20 protein-coding genes are annotated in these 17300 nt (G+C 30.0%); all 20 read left to right on the top strand.

The window, feature by feature from the left end:
* Positions 1-145 precede the first annotated feature (145 nt).
* The 20 genes from EV195_RS04240 to EV195_RS04145 all read left to right on the top strand — a co-directional run bounded on the left by EV195_RS04240 (position 146) and on the right by EV195_RS04145 (position 16995).
* Complete coding sequence (locus EV195_RS04240; RefSeq protein WP_132793257.1) at positions 146-517, top strand: transposase; 372 nt, start codon at positions 146-148, stop codon at positions 515-517.
* Positions 517-1368, top strand: coding sequence for an IS3 family transposase (locus EV195_RS04235; protein ID WP_317128207.1), 852 nt, complete (start codon positions 517-519; stop codon positions 1366-1368). Before EV195_RS04240 ends, EV195_RS04235 begins: the two co-directional genes overlap by 1 nt.
* Before the next feature lie 158 nt (positions 1369-1526).
* Positions 1527-1913 carry a hypothetical protein gene (locus tag EV195_RS04230; protein ID WP_243693065.1) on the top strand — a complete coding sequence of 129 codons (387 nt, stop codon included), beginning with the start codon at positions 1527-1529 and terminating at the stop codon, positions 1911-1913.
* Positions 1914-2074: 161 nt separating this feature from the next.
* Positions 2075-2734: a hypothetical protein gene (locus EV195_RS04225; RefSeq protein ID WP_132793252.1), complete on the top strand. Its 660-nt coding sequence runs from the start codon at positions 2075-2077 to the stop codon at positions 2732-2734.
* Positions 2735-2888: 154 nt separating this feature from the next.
* Positions 2889-3833: a hypothetical protein gene (locus tag EV195_RS04220; RefSeq protein WP_132793251.1), complete on the top strand. Its 945-nt coding sequence runs from the start codon at positions 2889-2891 to the stop codon at positions 3831-3833.
* Between the two features lie 164 nt (positions 3834-3997).
* Positions 3998-4525 (top strand): Crp/Fnr family transcriptional regulator, encoded by a 528-nt coding sequence (locus tag EV195_RS04215; RefSeq protein ID WP_132793249.1) that lies wholly within the window; start codon positions 3998-4000, stop codon positions 4523-4525.
* Positions 4526-4627: 102 nt separating this feature from the next.
* Positions 4628-5227 (top strand): GTP cyclohydrolase II, encoded by a 600-nt coding sequence (gene ribA / locus EV195_RS04210; protein WP_132793247.1) that lies wholly within the window; start codon positions 4628-4630, stop codon positions 5225-5227.
* A 73-nt stretch (positions 5228-5300) separates the two neighbouring features.
* Complete coding sequence (locus EV195_RS04205; protein ID WP_132793246.1) at positions 5301-5717, top strand: DoxX family protein; 417 nt, start codon at positions 5301-5303, stop codon at positions 5715-5717.
* A gap of 15 nt (positions 5718-5732) precedes the next feature.
* Entirely contained in the window at positions 5733-6677 is a 945-nt protein-coding gene (locus EV195_RS04200) for a dioxygenase family protein (RefSeq protein ID WP_132793244.1), read from the top strand.
* A gap of 2 nt (positions 6678-6679) precedes the next feature.
* Complete coding sequence (locus tag EV195_RS04195) at positions 6680-7498, top strand: SDR family oxidoreductase (RefSeq protein ID WP_132793243.1); 819 nt, start codon at positions 6680-6682, stop codon at positions 7496-7498.
* Positions 7499-7777: 279 nt separating this feature from the next.
* Positions 7778-8821, top strand: coding sequence for an outer membrane protein assembly factor BamB family protein (locus EV195_RS04190; protein ID WP_132793241.1), 1044 nt, complete (start codon positions 7778-7780; stop codon positions 8819-8821).
* Between the two features lie 197 nt (positions 8822-9018).
* On the top strand, positions 9019-10095 hold the full coding sequence (locus EV195_RS04185) for a hypothetical protein (RefSeq protein WP_132793240.1): 1077 nt from the start codon (positions 9019-9021) through the stop codon (positions 10093-10095).
* Positions 10096-10276: 181 nt separating this feature from the next.
* Positions 10277-10783 (top strand): hypothetical protein, encoded by a 507-nt coding sequence (locus tag EV195_RS04180; RefSeq protein WP_165915679.1) that lies wholly within the window; start codon positions 10277-10279, stop codon positions 10781-10783.
* 34 nt (positions 10784-10817) lie between these two features.
* Complete coding sequence (locus tag EV195_RS04175) at positions 10818-11171, top strand: hypothetical protein (RefSeq protein ID WP_132793237.1); 354 nt, start codon at positions 10818-10820, stop codon at positions 11169-11171.
* Between the two features lie 290 nt (positions 11172-11461).
* Positions 11462-12802, top strand: coding sequence for a hypothetical protein (locus EV195_RS04170; RefSeq protein ID WP_132793235.1), 1341 nt, complete (start codon positions 11462-11464; stop codon positions 12800-12802).
* Positions 12803-12997: 195 nt separating this feature from the next.
* Positions 12998-13870, top strand: coding sequence for an SMI1/KNR4 family protein (locus EV195_RS04165; RefSeq protein ID WP_132793233.1), 873 nt, complete (start codon positions 12998-13000; stop codon positions 13868-13870).
* Between the two features lie 239 nt (positions 13871-14109).
* Positions 14110-14958, top strand: coding sequence for a hypothetical protein (locus EV195_RS04160; RefSeq protein ID WP_132793232.1), 849 nt, complete (start codon positions 14110-14112; stop codon positions 14956-14958).
* A 111-nt stretch (positions 14959-15069) separates the two neighbouring features.
* Positions 15070-15615: a carboxymuconolactone decarboxylase family protein gene (locus EV195_RS04155; protein WP_132793230.1), complete on the top strand. Its 546-nt coding sequence runs from the start codon at positions 15070-15072 to the stop codon at positions 15613-15615.
* Positions 15616-15679: 64 nt separating this feature from the next.
* Positions 15680-16099 carry a nuclear transport factor 2 family protein gene (locus EV195_RS04150; protein ID WP_132793228.1) on the top strand — a complete coding sequence of 140 codons (420 nt, stop codon included), beginning with the start codon at positions 15680-15682 and terminating at the stop codon, positions 16097-16099.
* An 11-nt stretch (positions 16100-16110) separates the two neighbouring features.
* Positions 16111-16995 carry a helix-turn-helix domain-containing protein gene (locus tag EV195_RS04145; RefSeq protein ID WP_132793227.1) on the top strand — a complete coding sequence of 295 codons (885 nt, stop codon included), beginning with the start codon at positions 16111-16113 and terminating at the stop codon, positions 16993-16995.
* The last annotated feature ends 305 nt before the right edge of the window (positions 16996-17300 follow it).

The following is a 17300-nucleotide window of genomic DNA, read 5'->3' as shown; positions in this document are numbered from 1 at the left end:
AGTCAATTTACGAAAGTCCTCGCGGACTTTCTATCTGTGATTTATTTGCTAACTTTAGTGCTTAAAACACGCAACTAATCTTATACAACAACGTTGTAAGCAATTTTGACCCGTCCTGAATAAAGGCTACATAATTTTAAACATTATGTACAAAAATGACAAAGTAATTAGACGGTATTCAGAACCTTTTAAACTAAAAATTATTGATGAACTTAGTAAAGGTAAACACACAAAAAGCGAACTTTGTAAGCTCTACTCTATTGCACCCACAACGGTTAATGAGTGGATTAAAAAGTATAATCGTAAAGACTTAATGAACACCAGAGTAAAAGTGGAAACAAAAGACGAAATATCTAGAATTAAAGCACTTCAAAAAGAGATTCAGCAACTTAAAAAACTATTACTTAAAAAGGATCTAGATACCATGGTATTAGATTCCTATCTTGAAGTAGCTGCTGAAGATCTAGGCTATAAATCTGTTGCTGAACTAAAAAAAAAGCTAAGTATAAAGCCTTAATCAAAGCCAAAGAAAAATCTAAGGGATTTGCTTCTTTAACCACTATAACTGATTGTTTTGGACTTAAACGTGATGCGTATTATAAATACAAATCTAGAGCTGATAATCGTTTAAAACTAGAACAACAGATTATTGAAATTGTTAGTAAAAGACGTAAATCCCTTCCTAGAGAAGGTGTGAGAAAACTTGTGAAATCATTAGATGTAAATTTTACTAAAGCCAATATTAAGGTGGGTAGAGACACTTTGTTTAATGTCCTTAGAAAACACCAAATGCTAACTCTTAGAAAGAAAACAAGTGCTAGAACTACTAACTCATATCATCGTTTTTATAAGTATAATAACATCATAAAAGACTTAGAAGTTACTAGAGCTAATCAAGTTTGGGTTAGTGATATAACTTATATTAGAACAGTAAAAGGTTTTTGTTACTTAGCCTTAATAACTGATATGCATTCCAGGAAAATCGTTGGTTACGACCTTAGTGACAGCCTAGAATTAAAAGGTTGTGTAAGAGCTTTGAACAAAGCCATTTATCAAGCTAAAAACATTAAACAACTTATTCATCATTCGGACAGAGGAATACAATATTGTAGTAATGTATATACACAAATACTTAAAAGGAAAAAGATAAATATTAGTATGACTGAAGAAAATCATTGTTACGAAAATGCTATGGCAGAACGAATAAATGGAATTCTAAAAGATGAGTTTTATCTCGACCAGACCTTTGATAACACAGCTCATGCAAAGAGAGCTGCAAAAAATGCAATTAATTTATACAACGAAATAAGATTACACTTATCTTTAGGTTATAAAACACCGAATATGGTATATAAATTATCAGCTTAAAAATAAATTTTAACCTGTAGCCATATTTCAGGACGAGACATTTGAAAAACACTTTCGTAATCATATTATTCTTATTTGGATTTTTAGCATTTGGCCAAGTAAAAACACTTGACCGAATTAATAGCGAAGTGAAATCTATAGAATCGGACTCGACTCTTATGGAAAAAGAATTCGATTTGGTGAAACTGACCGAAACTGCTACAGATGGTGGCGGAATTTTAAAAGTTTGGCTTAATGAAAAACAGATTTGCAAGATAGTTGAGGAAATCGGACTTTCTTACGGTCGAATAAAAACAGTTATTTATCTGAATAATGGAATACCAATTAAAATAATAGAAACGGAAGAAAACTTCGGCCACTTAAATGGAGAACTGAATTACAAAGAGCTGAACGAAGTTTTCAGAGCAACTATTTACGTTTTTGATTGGGAAAATGACGATAGTAAAATAGAACGGACAGGAAAAAGAGTTTTAAGTGAAGGTTTGTGTTCAACATTTGATTATGAACCAATTACTCAACGTGCTGTAAAAGCAACAACTGAATGAAAAAAATACAGTGTACAACAAGGTGTATAATTAATTGCGGCTGAATTTCCTCACCGAAAATTCAATCTTATTAATTATCTTTCCGCATCAACGGAAAACGACTCGCGTCCTTTTCCCGCAAAAAAATCATACACAAATACGTTGTGCATAATTTGTAAATAATGAAAAAAACACTCTTAATTTTAATTATCGGAATTTATAATATTGGATTTTCACAGACAATAACTGAAATTGACTCAGTTTCGAATGTAATGTGTAATTATCTCAAAAAATTAAATATCGAGAATGACACCCTAAAAATAAATTCTCTATTTGAAAACCAATTTTATCCATATCTTGGAAAATTAGACAAATCAAAAGCTCAAAAAACTGGTCAACAACTTTACTACAGACTTCAAAGAAACTGTGTAGAATTTAGAGATTTATTAGACAGATTAGAACCGCCAAAAGAATCTGTACAAAGAATAAAAGAGAAACCAAAACCTAAAATTTCAAGAGAGCAACTTGATGAATTTAAAAGAAGAAAAGAGTTTTATTACTTTGAAGTTTCTGGAGATACGACAAGAGTAAAAATGGAAAAAGGAAACTGGACTGACTCATTTTCTAATAATACCTTTTCAAAACTAACTTATAATTGGATTAACGAAACTGAATTCGAATTAACATTTGTGGAGAGCAACAATGAAACAAGATCTAATTTTAGCGTAAAAGGAGATAAATTTATTTATCAAGTTTTATCCAAAGAAGACGGATTTTATCTTATGACTGTGAATATTCCTGGACAAGATACTTTTGAGAAATTTAAAATTTATTTCGAATAGAAACTATGTCCAACAAGGTGCATAATTAATTGCTTCTGAATTTCCTCATCGGAAATTCAATCTTATTAATTATCTTTCCGAAACATCGGAAAAGAACTCGCATCCTTTCCCGCAAAAAATCATACACAAATCCATAAGTAATTTGACCAAATCAATGAAAAAGTATTTAATCTTACTTATTTTAATTTCAAACTTTTGTTTCGGACAATCTGAATCAAGACAAAATTTTGTCATAACATTAAACGTTCCTGAATCTGAAAGAAACTATAATGAATCCTTTAAAAAAATTGCGACTGAAAACAAGATTAAGAGAATCAAATTTTACGAAGAAAAAGGAATAGTAACAGATTTAATTTTTGACAAATTTGGTAACATAGTTGAAAACACTGATTCATCCAATAAAGTTATTAGCAAGACCAAATTTGAGTTTGACAAACATAACAGATTAACTAAACTTTCATTTTTTACACCAAAAGGGGATTTTAAATATGGTTACGAATATAAATATGACGGACCATACAGAACAGAGTATGAAATTGGAGATTCAATTCCGACTAAAAGAACTATTGAATTAAAAGACGAAAACATTACTATATATTCTGACTTTAATGAAAATAAGGAATGGGAATTAAATAGTGTAATATTCAAAAATGACGACAAATCGTTCGATAGGGAATTAAGATATAATAATGATGGCCTATATTCTGAATTCAAATATTTCTACAACCCAAAAGAAAAAATTGGTGGAACAAAAAAAATCAGTTATTTGAATGGGATTAAACTAAGCGAAGAGGATTATTCTGCATATAAAACAGATTCCAAAGGAAACAGAATTGAGAATATTAATCCTAGAAATTTAGAAACGATTTCATCATTCAAGTTTAATGACAAAAATCAGATAATCGAAACCAAATATTACACTAAGTCGGAATATTTTGAATATGATGAAAATGGTTTTATCAAAACCAAAACAATAGAAGACAGAAATGAGACAACCATACTGACTTTTTTCTATGAAAACTCATTACCGAAAAAAATTGAGAAAGTTAACGGGAATAATAAATTGACTTTTAGATACGAATACGAATTTTACAAATAAAAAACTGCTTACAACAATGGCTATAAGTAATTGCTTGTTATCGCCTACTTAACAAAATCCTCGCGGATTTTCTATTCGGTATGTATTTGTTAATTTAGTTGCTGAAACACGCAACGAAATCCTATACAAATACGTTGTAGGTAATTATGACCCAAACTGAATAAATGTTTGATGAAATTTTTAATAATACTGGTAACACAAAATCGTTCTCGAAAGGAGCTATTCTTCAAAGTGCTGGTCAAAAATTGACCAAGGCGTTTTATGTAAAAAAAGGGCTCTTAAAAAGCTATATTGTAGATGAAAAAGGTAAAGAACATATTTTTATGTTTGCACCTGAAGGCTGGATTGTCTCAGATATAGAATCCCAAGCTTTTAACAATCAAACAGTACTTTTCATAGAAGCCATCGAAAACTCACAAGTTGTAATTGTAGAAGTAGATGATTTTTCTCAATTAGAAAAAAACCAAAAAGAGTTTAAATTAATTTTAGAAGCATTAACCAAAAGAATTGGTGTTATGCAAAGACGGATTTTATCGTTAATGAGTGCTTCAGCTAGAGAGCGATATGAGTATTTCATTCAAACATATCCAGAACTACCCAATCGGGTACCTCAAAAAATGATAGCTTCCTATCTTGGAATTACACCTGAAGCGTTGAGCACTATAAGAAATAAAATTATCAAAGGAAATTAAGCAATTCACTTTATTTCTTAATATAGATTAATGTTTAAAGCTAACTAAATAGCAACCTTTGCGGTAAGTATTTTAAATAGATAGACATTAATATTTACCAATATGTTACTTCATAAAGAAAAAGTACAGTTTTCTAACACAGCTAAATTACCAACGAAATATGGACTATTCAATATTGTTTCCTTTAAAGAAGACAAAAGTGAAAAGGAACATTTAATTCTTTCAATGGGAAATTTAAAGGACAAAGAAAATGTTCTTACTAGAGAGCATTCAGAATGTTTAACTGGAGATGTTTTTACCTCACTAAAATGTGATTGTGGTGAACAACTTGAAACAAGTATGAAATTAATAGCTAAAAAAAAAGAAGGTATTATAATTTACCTAAAACAAGAAGGACGTGGAATTGGTCTTTTTAATAAAGTAAATGCTTACGCTTTACAAGACGAAGGACTAGACACCATAACCGCAAATCATTCATTGGGTTTTGACACCGATTTAAGAACTTTTGATATCGTTGCCAATGTAATTAATTTCCTAGGTGTTACATCCATAAAACTATTAACAAATAATCCAGAGAAAATAAATACCATTTCTAAATCTACGGGCATTTCAACAAGTGTACAACCGCTTAGTACTAAACCGAACAAGTATAATCTTGATTATTTAACGATAAAAAAACAACAGCTTAAGCACATGCTTTAATTTCTTAATCTACATTAATGAATAACAATATTCTATTGATGAAATTTACACTATTAATTTCAAAATATATAAAATGACTATAATAGCAAAATCTAAACAATCAAAAGCATTAAACGTTTTACTTTGGATATCTCAAGGTCTTATTGCATTAACATTAATTTGGGCAGCATACGCAAAATTGCTTCAACCTATTGAAGAAACTGCAAAAATGCTACCATGGGCTTTAGATAATCCTAAACTACTTACTTTCACAGGAATAATAGATTTACTCGGTGGTATAGGTATCATTTTACCAGCAGCTCTTAAAACACAACCTAAACTATCTGTTTATGCTGCTTACGGTACTATTGCTCTTATGATTGCTGCAAGTATTTTTCATATTTCAAGAGGAGAATCATCATTAATAGGTATGAATATATTTTTCTTAATACTTGCTATGTTTGTAGTATGGGGACGAACTAAAAAAGCACCTATTTTACCTAAACAATAGATTTAACTTTCTATCATGAATAGAAAAGATTTTATACAAAAATCAATTTTATTAGGTAGTAGCATATCACTTGGTGCTACTTATGCATTTAATACTATGAACGGATTAGAAGGTCTTAAAAAATATACCGACCACCTACCAAAGCAGTCTAAAAAAATGCCTGTTCTATTTACCTCTCATGGTAATCCTATGGACATTCCTGTTAGCAAAGAAGATCGTCCTTTTTGGATGAAATTATACGATTTAGGAAAGGAATTGAAACAGAACTACGAAGTAAAAGCAGCCTTAGTGGTTTCTGCACATTGGTGCACCAATGGTAAAACAATGGTAAACAATTCGTTACAACAAAAACAAATTTATGATTACTATGGTTTTCCGGAGCATTACTACGATCCAAAATATAGTGCGCAAGGTGCACCAGATATTGCTAAGGAAATCACCAAATTGGTGACTACAATAGAAGAAACCGATGAATGGGGATTGGACCATGGTGCTTGGCCGATGTTGATGCACTTATTTCCAGCAGCGGATGTACCTGTATTCCAAATGAGTATTAACTACAACGCTCAACCAGAATATCATTTTAATATGGGACAGCAACTTAAATCTTTAAGAGAAAAAGGCGTTTTAGTTATTGGTAGCGGTTCTTTAATTCATAACTTAAGCTTGGTGATGCAGAAAATGCGAACAGGAAATCGCTCTATTTTTGGTTGGGAAACAGAGTATGATAATTGGTTAAAACAACAACTAGAAGCTAGAAACTTTAAAAACTTAACCAATTACCTTACTAGTCATAAATTGGGAAAACTCGCAGCACCTACACCAGACCATTACGTGCCGTTACTATACAGCATAGGCATGATGGACAAAAAAGATAAACTAGACTTTTTTTACGAAGCAACACCTACAATTCCTGCTTTTAGTGAACGAAGTTTTATCATACAACCAGAAAACAGTTAAAAATGAAAATACTAATAATAGGTGCTTCAGGAATGATTGCACAACAAACCATAAAGGAATTATCAAAAGCAGGAAATGAGTTAAGGTTATTTTCCAGAGGTATTAAATCAGAAAATTACCCCACTCATGAAGTTACACCAGGCGATGTACTAAAAAAGAGTGACTTAGAAAATGCCATTACGGGATGTGATGCTATACATATTACAATTAACACACCAGATGAAGCTTTAGCCGTTCAAAATATTGTCTCCATAGCAAAAATGAAAAACATAAAACGAATTAGCTACGTAAGTGGTGCTACGGTTTGCAAAGAAAATAGCTGGTTTAGCATGGTTGGTAATAAATATAAGGCTGAACAATTACTTAAATCCAGTGGTATACCCTATATGATTTTTAGACCTACTTGGTTTATGGAATCCTTGGACATGATGATTCAAAACGGAAAAGCCAACGTAATGGGAAAACAGCCTTTAAAAATACATTGGATTAGTGCTAAAGACTTTGCTAAGCAATTAAGCAAAGCCTATGCCATTAAAGAATCTTTAAATAAAGAATTTTATTCTTATGGTCCAGAAAAATTCACCCTCAAGGAAGCTCTAGAGCAGTATATTAAAGTAAAACACGCTAACATAAAAAAAGTATCGAACGTACCTTTTGGTTTGCTTAAATTTATTGCCTTCATAACAGAAAACAAGGAATTGAAAAATATCATCCCAATGTTCGAGTATTTTGATAAAACAAAAGAAGTTGGTAGTAGTTATAACACAAATAGACTTCTTGGTCAACCAACTATCACTTTAAGTGATTGGTTAATCCAATAGAACAAAAAACATACCTTACAGAGTATACTGAAACAATTTCAAGAATGGAAATCTTTTGAATTCAGGTTAAAGGACGGATCAAAAGATTATTATCTTAGATATATCGTTTCTTATGTTAAGCACTTCGAAAAAATATTAACAAGTAATGAAATCAATTACATTGAGACTTTCTTATTACAAAAATGGAATGATTACAATGAATAAAACAGTGTAGAGTAAAAAAAATTAAAACTACTTTTATTCAGGTCGTTATACAGCATTTTTGTCCATCAATCTAATATGAAAATAAAAACAATAATTTTAGACACCAAATACTGCTATCCTTGCTTTCCAATTCTTGAAAATGAGTTTTTATACATTGGGTTAAGATTCACGGATTCAAACGCTGCTATAAATACTTCCACAACTTATATTTTTCAAAAAAGAAATATTGAATTAAATCAAATTATCTGGACCTTTGACTTAAACATTAATACTTTGCTTTGTAAACCTATACTATTTAAAAATATAGTATTACTTAGTACGGAAAATGGTCTATTAGCAATAGATAAATTAAATGGAAAAATAATATGGAAATTAAAGTCGAAAATATCGAATAGTCATTTGAGTATTATTGAAAATAAAATTTATCTAACTAATAAAAATTCGATAGAAGTCATTAATCCTGAAACTGGAAAAAGAGAAATGCAAAAAAAATATCGAATAAAATGGATAGACAGTCAAGTTGTTATTTATAAAGAAAAGCTTTTTGTTTCAACTTCAAATTCAAAGATTATTGAGATTAACAAAAAGAACTTAGAAATATTAAAAGAATTTAAATACCCTGGAGGTTGGGCTATAGGAACTACTCCAGAATTTTATAAAAATCAAATTATATCAAATTCATACGCTTCTTACATTACTAGTTTTGATATTGATAGTGGAGAGATAATTTGGAGGATAAAGAAAAATGCAGGTTCTGAACCAAAACAATTAAAAATAAGTGAATTTATTTATGCCATTGAAATACTAGGAGTATATAAACTAACTGCTATTAATCTAGAAAAAGGAAAGAAAGTTTGGTCTAAAGATTATCATATTCACGAGTTGGCAGAGTTTAAAGACGGAACCCTATTAGCAACATTAAAACAAAAAAATAATCAATTTTGCATTGGATTAATAAATGCCGAAAATGGAGATTTAACTAGTCTAGTAAATTCAAACGATTTTATTTTTGATGAAAAATTTCAATATCGTTTGTGGAGAGAAGCAACAATTGAAAGTGATAAAAATAAAATTATTGTTTGTTTTAAGCCAAGTGAAGTAACTTTAATTGATAAATAATAACGCAATACAACACTGTTAAAATCAATTACCTGATTCTCTAACACCTATAAAATCAGCAGGATTTCTCTCTTGTTAATTCCGTTTTTAGTAAGTTAACTTCTTGTTCAAGCAACTATTCTAATACAAATACATTACCTACAATTTAATTAAACCTATTAGCTTAATTGGAGTCAAACTAGAAATACCTTAAAATTATGAGATGTTTATCTATTTTTTTGACTTTAACAATAAGCTTTAACTCTTGCAATAAAGAAAAATCTGAAAACCTGTCAGTAAACGATACTGTTCACTTGAATGAAGGAAAAGACTATAATTCTTTAATTAGTGAATTTGATGAACAACTTTTACTAGAATTTACAGAAGTCCCAAACAATTCAGGAGCTCTTGGACGTAATAAAAATGGTTATTTCCATGTGCGTTTTCAAATAAACATGTCAAAATTATCTGATTTAGCAGTTAAGTCTCAAAGAATAGACGCATTACAAGCTTTCTTAAAGAGCTTACAGTATTCATTCCTTTATCAAGAGTCTAATGGAGGATTTCAATTAATTCCACCAGATGACCTAATCAACAATCCTGACATCCCATCAGCAAATACAGGTGATCGAATAAGTGCAGTTGCCTTTTTTGCTTATAGTCTCGGATTAGGTTTAACAACACTTGAAAATTCAGATTGGTATTCGAATCATTCTGAGACCGAAGAGATTCGTCAACAAATTCAAAGCTTTAGTTCTAATATTGAGTTAACACTATCTTATTTAAAAACCAATAAGGAAATATTAAACCAAGCAGACCAATACGCACCAAACAGACTCCTTTTTGATGCAATAGCTTTTTATTCATTAGGCATGTATTTAGAGGATAATGAGGCAAAAGAAATAGGAATTGAGTTTATGCAAAGAGTACTTGAATTGACAGATGAAACTTCTGGTTACTTTATTGAAGGTGGAGGCTGGGATAGTAGCTATAATGGGGTAGCTTTAAAACTTGGCTTAGAAGCTTTTAGTTTGTTACCCATATCCGAATTTAAAGAAATCTTCGGATTGAAATTGGCTGAAGCTATGGATTGGCAAATTTCTAGAATTCTTTCTAATGGAGAAATATTAACTGATGGAAACACAAGGGTTTTTCCAGGTGGCGAATCATTTCTTGGTAATGAAAAAACTGTTGATGCAGAAAAAACAATCAAGGCATTATTTTATTTCAGTTTTCTGACAGAAAATAGTTCTTATAAGAATATAGCGTTAACCGTTTTGAATTATTACTATTGAAATGTTTAAACTAGCTGAATACAAAGTATAGGTAACATAATGAATATAAAATAGCTACTTCAGTAAAATATCAAAAATTACAACTAATTTTAAATCATGAAAAAAAGAAGTAAAATTACAAACTAAATAAACAGCAACTTTTCATACACAAGTACGTTAGTAACAATAATACCAAATACCAATGAAAATTGAAATTTTACTTTTTGTGTTTTTAATAAATTTTAGTTCAAGTAGTATAATGAGACAAAAGAAAGAAATTTTAGATAAGAACTTTGTAGACGTGTCTGATTTTATTTCCCCTAAAGAATTTGAGAAAACGAAAGAATTTATTCTTAAAAAAGGAAGGAAAATGACTTATCGCAACATTGACAGTGACAATCCACATTATAAATTTTCAAATTGTGATGTTTATTTAGGAGCAGATATTTCAAGAAATATCAATAATAACCCAGAAGTTTCGGATTTTAATCAACTAACAATAGTTGATTGGGACTCTAAGATTAAGTATTATGAACTTATAATAGTCAGAAAAGGCGACCTAAAAGCTGAAAAAGCTTGGTTGCAAAAAGAAATGATTGAACAACATGTGCATTTGGTAGATATTTACGGTAAAGGATTGGATTTGATGAAAAATAATTTGCCTAGCTATTTGACTCAGATTAAAAAAGAAGTAACTGCCACTAACTAGGTATATAAAACCTTTAGACATAAGGAAAAATAAAATGTTCAAAGGACTTTTTAAAAAAAGAAAAAAAACACCTTCTAAAATTGAAACTTGGAAAAAGTTTGAACTATTTGAATTGTTTAACGACCTTGACAAAGCAAAGAAAACATTGTCTAAATTGTACGAAGGAGATTCTGAAGTTTCTGAAAATGCAAAGAAGTTTTATCAAGAATTTTTAGAGGAATTGAATGACTTGAAATATCAAAATGTTCCTGATTTTGAGAGAATCTGTATTTGGTTTGCACCGAATTCTAGCTGGAATTATTTTAACGGAATAGCTGAAATAGAATTGGGAAATCGTATTTATGAAAGAGCTAATAATTGGAATAAAGCCAATAACTACAGCGTATAGAATTAACTGATAATATTAAAATCTGCACATCTCTTTTAACAGAGAATATTTCATACACTTTGAAAAATATGACAATCCTAACAACAAGGAGGTCTAGGTATTTTCAAAGAAGGAATATATTGGATAAACACAATTATAATATTTATTTGAAATGAAAATACTTGTTAACGGTATACATTGATTGAAACTATCAAGAAGCTAGGTAAATTAAACGGAATTATAATCTTATTATGTAACTTTCGCCCATAACAAAAACAACTTAAATAAAGCCTTTTTATAGAAATAATTAAATGAAAAAAACTACTACTATTCACGTACTAATTGTTACTTTAATTCTTTTAGGAAATTCCTTATTTGCCCAAAAAGACTCAATAAAGATTAATACTATAGGTATCAATTCTCCATATAGTTATAAAATGCTTGATCAAAATCAAGATCTGAGAAAGATAAATATCCTCTTAAATGAAAAAAGAAAAGGTAGTATAAGTAACAATAAGATTATTGTAAGTACATCATTAATTACACTCTTAGATTATCAAAACTCTAATACATATTCTAAATTTGGTTATTTAATGAGACATCCTACTGCAAACAATCAAATTGGAAAAGAAGTTAGTGAAGCTGTAATTCATTCTTTTCAATTATCATTAACTGCATCAATTAATAACTGGATAACTACTTATGCAGAATTACTTTATAATCCTCAACAAAGTTTTGGAGAAGGAACAATTACCGCATTAAACAGAAATCAAGTTCAATTAAGAAGAGCTTATGTAATATTTGGTGACTTAAATGAATCTCCTTTTTATGGTGCTATAGGAAAAATGGATGCTCCATTTGGACAAATGGGATCTGTAAATCCTTTTACAAATTCGACTATGTGGCATGCGTTTGGGGGATTAAGTTATGGAGCTCAAATTGGTTATACTAAAGGCGGGTTACACATTAAGCTTATGGCTGCACAAGGTGGTGCGCAATTTAGAGCAATGCATGTACCTGTTGGAGATGGAACTAGCGTGCCATCAAAACTTAATAATTTTGTTGCAGATATAAATTATACGTTCAACATGTACGATCAAGTGAATTTAAAATTAGGGACTTCTTATTTAAAAGGAAGTGCTTATTGCCAAGGATTTCCTGTTTTTCACTTTACGCCTTGCGAGAAACATAATCCAGCCTATACATTTTATAGCACTTTAAACATAGGTAATAGTTTTACAGCTATGGCTTCCTTTGCTAAAACTGTTCATGAATGGGAAGGAACGTTTAATCCGAATCCTCCATTAAATGTATTTGAAGCTTCTAAAGTTAGTTCTTTAAGCGTAGGAGCAAAATACGACCTAAATAACGCTAATAAAATTAAACACACTATTTCAGGAGAATTTTCAAATTTTGTAGCTGGTCCAGAAGGAGCGCCATGGGAAAGACAGAACCAATATGTGTTAGGATATCAAGCCTTATTAAACAATTCTGCTAAGCTTTTCGTTGAAATTTTCAGAACTGAAGGATATGTACCTTTAAATTTTATTAGTGGAAGTGCAGACAATGATCCTTTTCCTCCTGGTGTTACTCATAGTGAAAGAGATGCAAATAGTATGGGAATTGTGTTAGGAGCACAAATATCATTTTAAAACTCCAAATGGAATTAACTCCTTATTTAATCTTTCTAAAAATGAATATTCCATTGTGAACTATGTACTTAATAAGATTGAACTTTTGATAAGGTAGTTCAATCTTATTAAGTATCTTTCTGAAACATCGGAGAAGGACTTCCCTCCTTTTCCTGTAAATAATCATATATAAATACGCTGTAAGTAACATTAAAAATGGAAAACTTAGAACATTATTGGGGCAGAATATTTGATCATTCAACATGCGAGCCTCTAACTGATGGTTTAATCGAAGAAGCAGAGAAGCACTTCAAAGTAAAATTTCCTGATGAATATTTAAAACTACTTAAATATAGAAATGGAGGATTTCTTCGGTTTACGAACCATCCGAAGATTGATTTGTACAATGGACAAATATTTGGCATTGGCCATTCTGATGACTCAATATTTAGTACTGACTTAGACTTTTACACTATCAATGAAGAAGGGCAAGAAGTTCCTTTTCCTAAGAATTCTAGTAAATTAATTCAACTCAATAATGGATTTGGAGCTATCATATGCTTAGATTACAGAAGTCTGGATTCTACATCTGAAGAACCTAAAATAACTGTTATCAATCCTGATTCTGGAAGTGATTATGTTATCGCTTCTTCTTTTAAAGAGTTTCTTTCTAATTTAAAATATGATTCATCATATTATGAGTTTGCAATTGAGTCTGAAATGTATTCTGATGAAGAACTAATAAACCTTATAGAAGCTTCCTTTAAATTTCAATTTGAAGATTTAAGAAGTAACCCTAGTTTTAAATCATTAAGAGGAAAAGTAACTAGTGCCGACTATGAAGAAATAACCACTATACATTCAGAATATGGAACAAGTATGACTCAAATAAAAGGAAAGTCAGATTTAGTATGGCTGGTTCCTAATATCGAAGATGATGGATATATAAATCACCCTGAACATAAAAATACACGTTGGATTTTTAAAATTGGAAATGATGTTTTTACAAAAGCAGAAATACAAAATAGAATAAAAGAAACCCATTTAACCGTTACATTGGTTCATGACTTGGATTCTACAAAAGTTTAATACACTAAAAAAACCACTAACAAATTGTATTATAAACTAACGTTACCTCCTAAGCTTTAGAATCTTACTAAAAATTCAATCTTATTAATTATCTTTAGGCAACACCGAGAAAGAACTTATTTCTTTTTCTTGTAAATACTCATAAATAAGTTGAACTTTTAGTAATAAGTTTCATGAAAAGTTTTATAGAAATTTTAATAGGCCTTAGTATCATTTTTCTATTAGGGTACACTCTTGTAATGAGCATTCTTATTTTAGCTGGCTATTCAGATAAAACCTTTGATGATATTTCAACGCAATTGGTAATATCATTAATTTTTATGATCATTTTCATTCATGGGTTTGTATCACAAGGGAAAAAAGGAAAAACTTCAAATACTCAGCAAGTCATTGAGCAAGAAAAAGCATCTCCAATTGAAAAAAAACAAGCATATAATCCTGAATTTGACAAATTACATTTTGGTATCTATGAACAGAGTTGTAAAACAAATTGGTTAGACTCTGATGGAGATTCTTATAGCACTGAAACAGAGTATGCTAATCTTCGTTTTTATGAAGATGGTGTGGTAATTGGCATTAGACAACAAGCTGTTTTAAAAAAGGAAAATCCAGACTCTTATGTTTATAAAGGTACTTATATTGTAAAAGAGAACACGATTGAATTAGAATTGAATAAAGTTTCTGATGTAAATGATAAAATATTTCACTACATAAGTCCAGAAGAGCAAAGAAACATGAAATATGCTGGACATATTGCTGATGATAATGACCTTATTAAACAAGGAAAATATAAAGGCCATATTTTAGGAGATTCGTTAACTATTGGAAAATTTAAATTCAATTTAATTAAACCTAGTAATTTAATTATTACTACCTCAGAATCTAACTGTAACTCTTTAATGAAAAAATTTAAAGACCATCCGTTGGTGATATCAAGTTTTACTGATTCAGGATATTGGTATTCAAATGGAGAAACAGGTCCTGAATGGCATACTGTAACATTTAAAAGTCGTTATGAACTTCGTGAAGGACTCGAAAAAGATCTTAAAAATTGTTCTATAGATTTCAGCAATATGTTTTGGGGCTAGTTTTCTCAAAGAAAATCATCCATCTATATACGTAAATTATCCATTTTAACCCATTGTATTCTACCGCAACTTTGTATTGTCAATATTGACAAGCAATTTTAAACATATAAAATGGAAAATTTAACTGAAACGGAATTTAGAGTTCCAACCAGAAATGAGGTATCTCAAACCAACCAAGAAATTTTTGATAATTTAAATAATGTTTTAGGTTTTGTTCCGAATCTTTATGCAACAATAGGGTATTCTGACAATGGTTTGAAACGATTTTTAGACTATCAAAATGCAAAAACATCATTAAATAACAAGGAGAAGGAAGCAGTAAATCTTATTGTAAGTCAAGTAAATGATTGTATCTATTGCCAAAGCGCACATTTAGTCTTGGGAAAAATGAACGGTTTTAATGATCTCCAATTATTAGATATCCGAAAAGGGAGAAGTGAAAATCCTAAATTAAATGCATTAGTAAAATTAGCAGCTGATATTACCCTAAACAGAGGTAAAGCAAAAAATGAAAATCTTAAAGACTTTTTTGCTCAAGGATATACAAAAGAAAATCTTGTGGATTTAATACTTCAGGTAAGCGATAAAACTGCTATGAATTATTTACACAACCTTACTAAAGTCCCTGTAGACTTCCCTTTAGCTGCGACCATTTAAAACAAACAAAGGAAATATGCACTTCATGTTTCCTTTATTTTTTAACTTTTAAACTAATTTAGAGATGAATCAAGAAAAAAAATATCCACTACCTCCGTTTACTTTAGAATCTGCACTTGAAAAAGTTCAAAAAGCAGAAGATGCATGGAATTCAAAAGACCCAATACAAGTTTCAAAAGCGTACACGGTAGATTCTGAATGGAGAAACAGAACTCAATTTATTAACGGAAGAGAAGAAATTATTGCATTTTTAACCAAGAAATGGGAAAACGAAAGGCAGTATAAGCTAAAAAAAGAGCTATGGGGTTTTAGAGAAAATAGAATGGCGGTAAGATTTGAATATGAATTTCAAGATAAAAACGACCAATGGTATAGAGCGTATGGAAACGAGCTATGGGAATTTAATGAAAATGGACTTATGCAAAAGCGTTACGCCAGCATAAACGATTTAAAAATTGAAGAAAGCGATCGAAAACTAAAGTAAAATGTTGAATCATGATACAAAACAATAGCTTAACACTGATTAACCCTCAAACAGGTAATCTGGCTTTTAAAATATATCATTTAGAAAAAGACAATCCATTTGACCATATACAAAGACTAAATTATTATTCGCTTATATGGATACAAAAAGGGAATGGAACTTTAAAGGCAGATTTTTCTGAATATAGTTTTAAAGATAATATGCTATTGTCCTTTTCTCCTTATCAACCATTTATGCTTCAAACAAAATCTAACATAATCGGTGTGGTAATTCATTTCCATCCCGATTTTTTCTGTATTTACAAGCATCATAAAGAAGTGGCTTGTGACGGTGTTTTATTTAATAATATTTACAACTCTCCTACGGTTCAAATCGAAGATAAAGATGTAGCTAGTTTACAAATTATTGTAAAGCAATTAGAGGAAGAAATGAAAAGACCAGCTTTAGCTCAATATGAATTATTATTCTCCTATTTGAAAATATTTTTGATAACTGCTTCGAGATTAAAAACAGAACAACAGCCTCTTAAAAAAAATACTGACAATACTAACGAAGCTCCTTTCATTTTGCAGAATTTGAAAAACTATATAGAAACACATTATAAAACTAAACACTCTGCTAGTGAATATGCTACTATGCTAGCCATTACACCAAAAGCATTAGCAAAACTCACTAAAGCCCACTATAACAAAACATTAACCGATTTAATTTCAGAACGTATAATTATAGAAGCAAAAAGAGAATTGTATTTAACTAATAAAACCATCAAGGAAATTGCTTTTGAATTAGGATATACTGATGAATATTATTTTAGTAGGTTTTTTAAAAAAAATGTTGAAATATCACCTCAACTTTATAGAGAAACAGTTGGTTTTGATAAAGCATCTTCTGGTTAAAAAAATAGTAAAGTATCTCACTTATTTCTTACTTCAAGTGATATGTTTTCTGCCAAGTATAAAAAACGAGAAAGTTCATGCAGTAGAAGTACTTTAATTAATTTTTAAACAAAATATGTAACTTTAAATCTGTATAGACAGTAATACTATTATGCTAATAACATTCAAAAGGATGCTAATTAATCGGATTTTAAAATGGGGTTACAACAATCCAAAAAAACTATTCTTAATAGATGGTTGTGGTGCAATTCTTTCCGCTATTATACTAGGAATTATCATGCCTCAATTTGTTACTCTCTTTGGAA

Source organism: Tenacibaculum skagerrakense (assembly GCF_004345825.1).
Classification (GTDB): domain Bacteria; phylum Bacteroidota; class Bacteroidia; order Flavobacteriales; family Flavobacteriaceae; genus Polaribacter; species Polaribacter skagerrakensis.
Note: the sequence above shows the minus strand (reverse complement) of the source record. Positions and strands in the feature narration are given on the sequence as shown.

Bases quoted from the DNA above. Each gene is read 5' to 3' on its own strand.
- EV195_RS04240 (WP_132793257.1), top strand. From the start codon at position 146: ATGTACAAAAATGACAAAGTAATTAGACGGTATTCAGAACCTTTTAAA.
- EV195_RS04230 (WP_243693065.1), top strand. From the start codon at position 1,527: ATGGAAAAAGAATTCGATTTGGTGAAACTGACCGAAACTGCTACAGAT.
- EV195_RS04225 (WP_132793252.1), top strand. From the start codon at position 2,075: ATGAAAAAAACACTCTTAATTTTAATTATCGGAATTTATAATATTGGA.
- EV195_RS04220 (WP_132793251.1), top strand. From the start codon at position 2,889: ATGAAAAAGTATTTAATCTTACTTATTTTAATTTCAAACTTTTGTTTC.
- EV195_RS04215 (WP_132793249.1), top strand. From the start codon at position 3,998: ATGTTTGATGAAATTTTTAATAATACTGGTAACACAAAATCGTTCTCG.
- ribA (WP_132793247.1), top strand. From the start codon at position 4,628: ATGTTACTTCATAAAGAAAAAGTACAGTTTTCTAACACAGCTAAATTA.
- EV195_RS04205 (WP_132793246.1), top strand. From the start codon at position 5,301: ATGACTATAATAGCAAAATCTAAACAATCAAAAGCATTAAACGTTTTA.
- EV195_RS04200 (WP_132793244.1), top strand. From the start codon at position 5,733: ATGAATAGAAAAGATTTTATACAAAAATCAATTTTATTAGGTAGTAGC.
- EV195_RS04195 (WP_132793243.1), top strand. From the start codon at position 6,680: ATGAAAATACTAATAATAGGTGCTTCAGGAATGATTGCACAACAAACC.
- EV195_RS04190 (WP_132793241.1), top strand. From the start codon at position 7,778: ATGAAAATAAAAACAATAATTTTAGACACCAAATACTGCTATCCTTGC.
- EV195_RS04185 (WP_132793240.1), top strand. From the start codon at position 9,019: ATGAGATGTTTATCTATTTTTTTGACTTTAACAATAAGCTTTAACTCT.
- EV195_RS04180 (WP_165915679.1), top strand. From the start codon at position 10,277: ATGAAAATTGAAATTTTACTTTTTGTGTTTTTAATAAATTTTAGTTCA.
- EV195_RS04175 (WP_132793237.1), top strand. From the start codon at position 10,818: ATGTTCAAAGGACTTTTTAAAAAAAGAAAAAAAACACCTTCTAAAATT.
- EV195_RS04170 (WP_132793235.1), top strand. From the start codon at position 11,462: ATGAAAAAAACTACTACTATTCACGTACTAATTGTTACTTTAATTCTT.
- EV195_RS04165 (WP_132793233.1), top strand. From the start codon at position 12,998: ATGGAAAACTTAGAACATTATTGGGGCAGAATATTTGATCATTCAACA.
- EV195_RS04160 (WP_132793232.1), top strand. From the start codon at position 14,110: ATGAGCATTCTTATTTTAGCTGGCTATTCAGATAAAACCTTTGATGAT.
- EV195_RS04155 (WP_132793230.1), top strand. From the start codon at position 15,070: ATGGAAAATTTAACTGAAACGGAATTTAGAGTTCCAACCAGAAATGAG.
- EV195_RS04150 (WP_132793228.1), top strand. From the start codon at position 15,680: ATGAATCAAGAAAAAAAATATCCACTACCTCCGTTTACTTTAGAATCT.
- EV195_RS04145 (WP_132793227.1), top strand. From the start codon at position 16,111: ATGATACAAAACAATAGCTTAACACTGATTAACCCTCAAACAGGTAAT.